At 55.1% G+C, this 8,045-nt stretch carries 6 protein-coding genes; 1 reads left to right on the top strand and 5 read right to left on the bottom strand.

Annotated elements, in window-relative coordinates:
- Positions 1-65 precede the first annotated feature (65 nt).
- The 4 genes from GOV38_RS19530 to GOV38_RS19515 form a co-directional block, all read right to left on the bottom strand.
- The gene (locus tag GOV38_RS19530) at positions 66-1,082 is read right to left on the bottom strand and encodes a DUF2955 domain-containing protein (protein WP_171209604.1); all 1,017 of its coding nucleotides are present in this window, start codon (positions 1,080-1,082) and stop codon (positions 66-68) included.
- Complete coding sequence (locus tag GOV38_RS19525) at positions 1,072-2,136, bottom strand: HlyD family secretion protein (protein ID WP_171130339.1); 1,065 nt, start codon at positions 2,134-2,136, stop codon at positions 1,072-1,074. The genes GOV38_RS19530 and GOV38_RS19525 overlap by 11 nt, the downstream gene beginning before the upstream one ends.
- Positions 2,133-3,212, bottom strand: coding sequence for an AI-2E family transporter (locus GOV38_RS19520; RefSeq protein WP_171130337.1), 1,080 nt, complete (start codon positions 3,210-3,212; stop codon positions 2,133-2,135). Before GOV38_RS19520 ends, GOV38_RS19525 begins: the two co-directional genes overlap by 4 nt.
- Positions 3,213-3,399: 187 nt before the next feature.
- Positions 3,400-3,714: a potassium channel family protein gene (locus GOV38_RS19515; protein WP_254430597.1), complete on the bottom strand. Its 315-nt coding sequence runs from the start codon at positions 3,712-3,714 to the stop codon at positions 3,400-3,402.
- A 351-nt stretch (positions 3,715-4,065) separates the two neighbouring features.
- Between GOV38_RS19515 and GOV38_RS19510 the strand changes: the two genes are divergently transcribed.
- Positions 4,066-6,708: an AsmA-like C-terminal region-containing protein gene (locus tag GOV38_RS19510; RefSeq protein ID WP_171209605.1), complete on the top strand. Its 2,643-nt coding sequence runs from the start codon at positions 4,066-4,068 to the stop codon at positions 6,706-6,708.
- Positions 6,709-6,764: 56 nt separating this feature from the next.
- On the opposite strand, the gene GOV38_RS19505 is transcribed toward GOV38_RS19510, so the two are convergent.
- Positions 6,765-7,415 (bottom strand): formylglycine-generating enzyme family protein, encoded by a 651-nt coding sequence (locus GOV38_RS19505; protein ID WP_371808532.1) that lies wholly within the window; start codon positions 7,413-7,415, stop codon positions 6,765-6,767.
- Between the last annotated feature and the right edge of the window lie 630 nt (positions 7,416-8,045).

Here is an 8,045-nt window from a genome sequence, read left to right as displayed (position 1 = left end):
TCCGGATAGGTTCGCGGTTTCTACGGCACACTGAGACTGGTTCGAATTCGTCTGACAGCACCCTGTCAGGTGCTTGCCGAAGTCTGCCGTTTCTTTTCCGGCCAGAACTCATCCACCACGACATAAGCAACGATCACGAAGATCGCGGCACTGGCGACTTGCAGAACGCGCGTGATGCTTTTGACGTCGGCCTCATCCGAAAACGGAGAAATCGATCCACCATAGACGATCAGCACCGTTGTCAGGGCCGAGCCGGCCGCCGCGGCGAGCGAAGCTTGAGAATTTCCGAGCGCCCCAAGCGTTATACAGACGAAAAAGCAAAGCAGAACGGGTGTCAGAATAATAGGGGCGATGACGTTGATTTCGTAACAAAGGATGGATACTGCCGCACCAAGCAGGTTTGCCGTTAGCATTGCCTTTGCCACGGTTTTGCCCGCCGCAGGCATCGCCGCCAACTGCTGGCTGAGAAGCGCAACAAAGAACAGAACCAGCAACGCCGACGCGCCGGACACAAAAAATACCAAAGCAAATGGAACCGTGACAAGCGACATTCTGACGACCCGGCGATACGGATCAAAGTCTGGTGGGGACGCAGCTTTTTTCTCGGTCGCTGTCTGAGGTGCGGCTGGTATCACCACAAACATCAGTGTCGAAACAAAGCCTGCAAACAGCAGGTTCAGTGGGATCCAGAATACAAGCACCAAGGCCAGATCCTGCGATTGAAGCGCAAGGTTGGGGATCATCAATGCCCCCATCAGGGCGATAACCCCCGGTAAAACACCAGCGCCGGAAATCGACCAAATGAACGACAAGATAATCCCCATGGCCACCAGAATTAGGAAAACCAGCGGATAAGGCGCGAAGGTCGATGACAGTAGGAAGGAAATGAACATCAACCCAATTGAGAACACAAACAACTTCGCGAAGGCAGCCAATGGCAGTGCGGCTGGGGCCTGAAGAAACAGGGCCGTGAACACGGCCCCGACAATGGACAAAGGCCACCCCAGAAACAGGCCCAGTGCGAAGACGCTGGTTACACCTAGCGCTAGTCTGTGTACTGCGCGCCGATCTTCAGTACGCATAGGACAGGATCGAAACCACGCGAATGTAGGCGCGGCCCACCGCGTTCAGCAGAGAGCTGTCGCTAAGGTACATGATCACGTCGGCTTGCCCGTTGAGCTGAAAGCGCAGGTCATCCTCAGCGCTTCCGGCCTCGTAGCCCGGCAGCACGATACGTACCGGAAAGCGCTCGGGTTCGCGAAGAAACCCCTTGGTGCTTGGTGGGCTGGCCAACTGCCCGGGTGTGTCGCCACCGCTTAGGGAAACGGCTGCGCTGAAGCTTTCGATGACGCCTGGGACAATTTTGCCGGGATGCATGTCCAGCACCACATCCACGGGAGATCCAACCGAGGCCCGGCCCAGGTTGTTTTCGGTGAAATACGCCTCAATCCAGATATCCGTCGCATCCAGGAAGGTTAGCAGGTCCTGCCCGGACCGGGCATAAGTTCCGGGTGCGATCAGCAGGTTAGAGATCACGCCTGTCGCCGGGGCGCGCAGTTCTGTCCATTCAAGGTTAAGCTCTGCATCCGCCAACGCGGCCAACGCGCGCTGAATCTTGGGGTTTTCAATTCCTTCGTCACCCAACCGCTGCTTGGCCTTTTCCAGATCTGCTACGGCGTTTTCAAAATTCGCCTCGGATTCGGCCAGTTGACCTCGCGCATCGTCTGCTTTTGAGACGGCAATCAATCCTTTCTTTTCAAGTGCAAAAACGCGTTCTGTTTGGATGCGCATGGTGTCCAGATCACTCTGCGCCCTTGCCAGTTTGGCCTGAGCGGCGCTTACTTCTGCCGACGAGGCGCCAACCTCTTGGGTTGCCGCTTCCAGGTCTGCTTCGGCTTTGTCGCGATCGATTTCGTACGGTCTTGGGTCGATACGAACCAGAAGATCACCGGCCGAGACGACCTGACCATTTTCGACCAAAACCTCGATCACAGTTCCGGTGACTTGCGGGACGATCTGGGTTGCCACGGCCTTGACCCTGGCATTTCCGGTAAATGGCGTTTTTCGATCAGCAACCAGATACCAGACGAGAAGAATCATTATGACGGCTAGGGTCGTCCATATCGTCTTCCTCATTGCGCCGCTCCGTCCGCAGCGTCATGACCGTCCGGCGTGGCATCGATCCAAACCTTGAACAGCTCGTAAAAAACGGCAAACAGAACCGGTCCCATGAAAATGCCGATCAGTCCATAAGCCATCATACCGCCGAGAACACCGATCAGGATCACCAGCATAGGCGTTTCTAGGCCCTTTGAGATGAAGACGGGCCGCAGGAAGCTGTCCATTATCGTTGTGGGAATGGCGAGAATGGTGAACGCCAAAGCCGCGCCGCCTGACATAGAACTCCACGCGTAGATGATAACCGGTAAAAGAACCAATCCCGGCCCGATCTGGATAATCGAGAGGATCAGGCAGATAAACGCCAGTGTCGCAGCGGATGAAATCCCGAACAGCGACAGCAAAATCCAGACAACCACGGCCTGAATGGCAGCAACACCGATGACACCCTTGGTCACATTCCGGATCGTCGCACCCGCCAGCGTCACGAACTCGCCACCTCGCGGCGCGAATACCCGGTTGGCAAAGCGCTGAAGGCCTTGAACCAAATTCGGGCCGGGGCTGAACATGCCCCCCATGATCAACACCGAAAGCGCAAGACCCAACAGTCCGATGCCGATGCCCAGAACCTTTCCGAACAGCGACTTGGTGATCTCAAGAATCTGCGCCCCGTATTTTGCAAGCGCACCATCCAGATTCCGTTCAAACAACCCCCAGACTTCTGCAATTCTTTCTCCGATCAGGGGCAAGTCCTTGATGCTGTCCGGGGCAGGTGGAATTTTCAATTCGCCGCTGTCAGCCTGTTCGGCAAACTCGGACCCAAGTTCAGCAGCCCCCGACACCGCAGTGGCAACCGGCCCCAAGGTCAGCACAAGACCCAGCAAAACCAGTATCGTTGCGGCCAGCGACTTTCGTCCGCCCAGCTTGGACTGCAGCCAATCGAATACCGGGTAAAGCGCTACACAAAGGATTGTGGCCCAGATCACCACGCTCGCCAACGGGGCGACCATTACCAATGCGCTGTAAAGAAATACCCCGAGAAATAGCAAACGTATCGCAAGGTCGACGATCTTGGCGTCCTGTGTCTTTTCCATTCCATCCCTCCGTTACTTTGGCAACAATACACTCAAAAAACCCAATATGAATATCTTTTGTGAAATCCGGGCTTTGGTCGTCGTTAAGGCCCTTGCGCCACCTTGGATGGCGATCAGCCTAATCATCTAGAACCCAACCGTCAGGCGATCTTGCAGCACTTGAGTTTTTTGGCGTTTTTGTCGGTGACTATTCGTCGTCCTGAGATAGGATTGTGTTTGCGATTGTGGTCGCCGCGGCCACAAAGATGCCCAGTCCTACGATGATGTAGACCATCGTAAAGATCTTCCCCGCCGCAGTCTGAGGGGAAAAATCACCGAAACCTACGGTCGAGATTGTCACGACAGAAAAGTAGATGGAATCTAACCAACTCCAGCCTTCAACATAGTGATAGAAAACAGATGCCCAGAGGACCATTCCAAGTGTGAAAGCAAGCAGGCTTTTGACCCGGCCGTCCCGCAAGGCGGCACCTATTCCCCGTGTAATTCTTGTCAGTGAGTTCATTGGTCCCTCATATATTTGAATTATCATATATCATTAATTTTATGGTATGAGAAACCGGCACTTGCTGCCTGCCAGAACCGTCAGAAAGATCGTGCATAGAATGACTTTTCGTTATCGAAATGTCCCGATAGGGCAGGTGTTACCGATATTTGGTGCGAGGCTGCCCGGCATGACGACATCGCAGGTGTTTATGCGGACTGAAGTTGTTTCCCGTTTGATCAAATCACTGGAAATTGGCAGCATATCCTTCAGGCGCGCGCAGTGCTCAGAGCATCGGCAGAGCCGCGTATTGAAGTGTCGCGCGTGGAATTGGCCTGGCCACACAGTGCTTCGAAACCAAAGGAGTAGAACGTGCGTTTGATATTCAACGGCATTTTGATTTGCTGCGCGATCGCGTTTGTTGCTGTTTTGGCGGCTTGGCTGTTCCTGTCCTCGGCGTTGTTCTCTTCGCTTAGGACCGGTTTCGTTGAAAACCTGATCTCCAAGAAACTTGGTCAGGACGTTTTGATTGAGGACGAAGTGCGTTTGGGCTTTGGTCGGCAACTGCAGGTCTCGGCAGCGGGACTGGTGCTTCCCGGTTCGTCTGGGGTAGACGCGAATCTGGCGGCCATCGACGCGATCGAGTTCCAAATCTCTGCCCGCGATCTTTGGAACAGCAAGCTGTCGCTCAGCAACCTTTCCATATCGGGTGTTCACCTGAATCTGATCACCGACAAAGACGGAAACGCGAACTGGCAGTCGCTTTCCATGGCGGAAACCCAAAAGTCTGGGAATTCTCAGGACCCTTCTGTCGGTGGAGTTTTGGCGGATCGTCGAATTGACCTGACGGACGTTACCATTCTGTACCAGAACGACCTGAACGGACTTGATCTGGATCTGCAACTCGAGGACCTGGTGCTGGCGCGTGACGAGGGAACGAAGACGGCATCGGCGGTTGGGACAGGATCGTTAAACGGTGAAACATTTGACCTGAATGGGACATTCCCTGCAGAAAACCCGTTTCAGATGGCAATGGATTTCGAGCAGATATCGATTGCGGCTGAACAGATCCCCCAAGAGAACGGGTTACAGGTCAAGGCGACTGTGGAGGTTGCAGAACTCGGACAGCTACTGGACGCACTGAAACTTAACCGTGTGTTGGAAGGGGCGGGTAGTGTCGCGGCAAACTTCAAATTGGCTGATGGCGTCGCCCGGATTGATGATCTGAGCGTGTGGGCTGAATTGGACGGCGGGCAAAGCCTTTCGCTGACGGGCCAAATCGGAGAGTTGGGGAACCCCGCAGATGTGTCGCTGACGACCCGCATTCGGCTTTACCCCGAAGATGCGGAACCGGCCCCTGCGGCATCTCGCTATGATCTCAAGCTAATTGCGGTTGACATGGTCATGGACAGCGTGCCGGGGCAGGTGCCTCAGCGGCAAATGGTTATCAAAACCAACGGTTTTACCTTGGAAACCGCTGGTGAAGGGCCGCCGCCGATCAAATTTTCGGAACTTTTCAGAACGGCCGACGGTAATTTGCGGGTCGGAAACATAAACCTGCGCATCGGGAACCCGGCTGATCCATTTATCATTCTGAATGGATCAGTTGATAACACGCTGCAATTGCAAGGCGTATCAGCCGAAGGCCAGATGGATATTCCCGCGAGCAGCTTGATTTCGCCCGAACTCATCGGGCCAGACGATCAGTTGGGTCGGTTTTCGGGTGACTTTCATTTGAACGGGAACATCAATCAACTTTCGCTGACCAACCTTGATGGCAAGACGAGCGAAACGGATGTCTGGTCCCTTGAGGTGCACGGCACGGTCAAGAATGTCCTCAAATTCGAAAACCTGGATCTGGCGATCGATGTCGACGTTCCGTCCGGTGCAGACCTGTTGGCCGCATTGTCGCTGGACCCGGTTGAAACGGGGCGCGCGCGCTTTGGGATCGATTTGGTGAGCGAAGGCACCGATTGGAACGCAAACGCCAGTGTCGAACTCGCCGAGTCCGTACTGCGCATAGAGGCCGATCTTGATGATGCGACAAGCGATCCAGTGCTGCGGGGCACTATTGAAAGTGACCTGATTAAGATCGATCAACTTCGTGACATCGTTCAGGCTGCCGCGCAACTGAGAAAACTCGGCGGCTCAGCGGAGGATGTCGAAGACGCCAGTGGCGAAGCAGATGAACCCGGCGCATTGAGGGATGTGACGCTGAAACCCATCGGACGTTCCATTCTTCTGTCGGGTATTGATATGGATGTTGATATTGACCTTCGGCATATCGAAGGCGCCAAAGGTATCAGCAGCTTGCAGAGTGAACTGACACTCAACAAAGAGGAATTGCGCGCAGGTCCGCTGGCATTTGAATACGGTGGGGCCCAGTTTGATTTGAGCGGGCAGATGGATCTCTCTGATGAGGCGCATCTGCTGACCCTTTCCGGCAAGGCCGGTGGTTGGCAGTTGGACGACATCCTTCACAACCTGAACTTCAAAAAGGGTGCAAGTGGCACGATCTATGCGGATTTTTCGGTAACCGGAGGAACCGATTCCGCCAAACACTTTGCCAGTACCATGAGCGGCAGTGCCACGGTTTCTATGCGCGACGGGTCAATCGAGACACAGTTGTTGGACCTGGCGGGGCTGGGCGTTTTGCCCTGGGTTTTCTCCAAGGAAAAGCAGAAGGTTGCGCCAATCGTATGTATGCGCGCGCCCCTTAGCATTTCCAACGGCACCATTACGACCAAGCAAACCACATTGGAAACGGATCAGGTGCAAGTCGTCGTCTTCGGCGGTGTTAACATTGCCGACAAGGCCCTGGACCTGAACCTGCAACCGCGCAAAATCGGCGAGCCGCTTTCGCGCAGCCCGTGGCCGGTCACGTTAAAAGGCCCGCTGACCAAGCCGAACGTCAAGGTAAAGGACGGGCCAAAACGGCTCAAACGATCGGACGGTGCGGATCAAATGCCGACACAGCGGAAGCAGTGCATCCCAGATATCCTGCAATTGAAGTAGCGGTGCGGTCGGACCATCAGTAGGGCGAGGACAATCGCATAGGGCGCGTCAGATGCTCAAACCGCTTCGTCACTGATCAGGCGCATCCCGAGGTGGGCCGGTGGCGTTCCGACAGCGCAACCTCCACGTGCGGGATCCCTGACCAAATAAGACATCGCTGCCAAGTGCTCTCCACCCACGAAGAACGCCGGGCAACGATCAGGAGCGGTGCCACCATCCAGTCCATCGTAACATTCCATCGTCCATTCCCAGACGCTGCCGTCGAGATCGATGACGCCTTCGGGGGATGCAGAAAAGCTGCCTTGAGGCTTGAGCGCTCGTGGGGCTATGCCTTCAACGAGATAGCTGGATGCCCAGGTTAACGACGGGTCCGTAAAGATAGGATCGGGTTTCTCGGGAAGAACCGCGGCGGCCATCGAGTTCCATTCTTCAGCTGTCGGCAGCCGGAAATCGTGGCGGCTTCTTTTGTTGATCCAAGAGACATACTGCTGAACGTCCACATAGCTCAGCCCGGTTGCCGGTGTTGTAGCAGGGTCCTGGTCAGGTCGTGCGCGCAAGGTCAGTTCACAGCCACCTTCGTCGGCGCATCTGTTCCATTCGGTTACGGTGACTTCATACTTTTGTACGTAGACCGAAGGCCCATCCGGCAAATTGACGGCCCGCTCGGCCATCGCGGGCAAATAGGCTGGATCCGGGCCGCGCTGCACGAGCGCGACCCAGACGATGCTTGCCGCCGTAAGACCCAAGATGGCGAAACGAAGGGACGTCTTACCAAGCAGAAAGAGCCCCTGGCTGGTCCGTTCCGGGTGCTACTTGGCGGCACTCGTTTTGTCAGATTGTCGGTGCAGGGAAATGCCTTCAAAAGAAGCACCAATCGGTGAGCTTCTTGGTGTTTTCGTTTGTGTACGGAAAAGCCGATAGTGAGAAAAAAACGCGCCCTTTGTTGCAAACGGATAAACAATTGTCGCACTGCTGGGGGAAATTACTCGGCAGCGTGCCGAGCCGTGGTATGTTCGGGGGGCGGTGGACGCAGGGGAAGGCTTTGATCAGTCCGGTGGCGAATGGATCCGCGATAGATTTGTGATTTGAATAGCCTGAGGGCGAGGTGCCCGCTTTGTCCGAGAACGGAGAGAATGGTTGACGCGTTTATTGGTTCTTTTGTTTGTTCTCTGCGCCAGCACGGCAAACGCAACCCCAGGATGTGAAGAAGACGCCTTGAACCAGGCACGCACTCCCTTTGAATTGCCAGCAGATCTTGAGGAAATCCCAGAAGAAGAAGTGGTTGCCCCAAGGAAAGAGCTCGCATCCTCTCCAAGGCCACGGCTACGTCCGTGCAG

It is taken from the genome of Ruegeria sp. HKCCA5839, from assembly GCF_013035585.1.
Taxonomy (GTDB): Bacteria; Pseudomonadota; Alphaproteobacteria; order Rhodobacterales; family Rhodobacteraceae; genus Ruegeria.
The sequence above is the reverse complement of the archived record's forward strand: the minus strand, read 5'-3'. Positions and strand labels throughout refer to the sequence as shown.

Bases quoted from the DNA above. Each gene is read 5' to 3' on its own strand.
- GOV38_RS19530 (WP_171209604.1), bottom strand. From the start codon at position 1,082: ATGCGTACTGAAGATCGGCGCGCAGTACACAGACTAGCGCTAGGTGTA.
- GOV38_RS19525 (WP_171130339.1), bottom strand. From the start codon at position 2,136: ATGAGGAAGACGATATGGACGACCCTAGCCGTCATAATGATTCTTCTC.
- GOV38_RS19520 (WP_171130337.1), bottom strand. From the start codon at position 3,212: ATGGAAAAGACACAGGACGCCAAGATCGTCGACCTTGCGATACGTTTG.
- GOV38_RS19515 (WP_254430597.1), bottom strand. From the start codon at position 3,714: ATGAACTCACTGACAAGAATTACACGGGGAATAGGTGCCGCCTTGCGG.